The following is a 1336-nucleotide window of genomic DNA, read 5'->3' as shown; positions in this document are numbered from 1 at the left end:
GACGATCTGCGCCGAACGGGCGCCCAGCCGGTGAATGAATCCGCCCAAATCGTTCATCTGCCGCTGGATCGCGTTCATCTGGATGACGGTCGACGTCACGGTCCGCTCGCCGGAAACCGTTTCCTGCAGCGCATGCGATGACTGGCTGTCCGCCGTATCCGCCAGCGCGGCGATTGCGTTCACGCCCGACGTCATCAGCTCCACGGCCGAGACCCCTGACTCTACGCCTCTGACCTGCTCCTCCGTGCCGACGGATATCTCGCCCATAATGGCGGAAATCTGTTCCGACGACTGCATGAATTGGCTGGAGTGGTGCCGCAGCTTTTCCGCCGATGAGGAAACTCGCCCCGCATGCATGCCCAGATCGCTGATCATACGGTGCCAGTTGCTCTTCATGCCGTTGAAGGCGGATGCCAATTCACGAATCTCATCCCGGTTGCGCACCTCGACGGAAGCGACCGTCAAATCGCCTGCGGCCATGTCGCCGGCCGTCCGCACCATCACCTTCATCGGCTTCACAATAAGCCTGGATAGAAGGAGGCCGATCAACAGAGCGATGACGAGCACGGCGCCGCTGCTCAGCATTAAAATGTTGACCGTCCCCGCCGCCGACTCCCGGTGCCGTTGCAGCTCCACGTCCAGAGACGCTTTCTCCGTCTTCTGCAGCTGCTTGGCCGCCTCATTCATCGTATCGGTCAGCGGAACGGACCACATGAGGGCCTCCGCCTTGGCCAGATCCGGCCGATTCTGCTTCACATAATCTGTCACTTTGGCCAGCAGCCGCTTGAACGTCGCGTTCGATTCGGCAAGCGATCGGACCGCCTTTTCCTTATCCTCGCTCATATTTGCGGTTTCCATCTCGGCAATCCGAACGCCAAGCTGCCCGTTCGCCTCCACCAGCTGTTTCTCCCTGTCCGACGACGGCTCCACCAGGTAACCGAACAGCAGGCTGCTCTGCAGCTGCGTGTCCCTCGCAATCGCCGACACCCGCTCGATCGTGGCGGTATGTTTGTTAAGCAGGGCCGAATAACTACGGTCCATCCGTTCGAGAAATGAATAAGCGATCCCCCCCGTCGCGCCGACCAACAACGCTACCGCCACAAAAGCCGCCGTCAGCTTCCGGCCGAGCGAGAATCCGGCCGATGCTTTGCCGCTGCCCCCTACTTTGTGCCCCACAGGCCTCTCCCCTTGTCTCTTCCATGATTTGTACCATAAATTATAGCAGAATACGAAAAAATACCGGATGAAATATACTGCGCTTTTTCTCGAAAATTGTCATGTCTTTACGCAGTGCCGATGGCTTCCTCGGCCCGGCCATTTCGCGGCTTGCCACTTC

Annotated in this window: 1 protein-coding gene; it reads right to left on the bottom strand. The window is 59.1% G+C overall.

Annotated elements, in window-relative coordinates; translation table 11 throughout:
* On the bottom strand, nucleotides 1-1176 hold a 1176-nt coding region (locus BG52_RS14515; protein ID WP_051602345.1), incomplete at its 3' end, for a methyl-accepting chemotaxis protein.
* Nucleotides 1177-1336 lie beyond the last annotated feature (160 nt).

This window comes from Paenibacillus darwinianus, assembly GCF_000598065.1.
Taxonomy (GTDB): domain Bacteria; phylum Bacillota; class Bacilli; order Paenibacillales; family Paenibacillaceae; genus Paenibacillus_I; species Paenibacillus_I darwinianus.
This window is presented reverse-complemented; position numbering and strand designations above follow the sequence as displayed.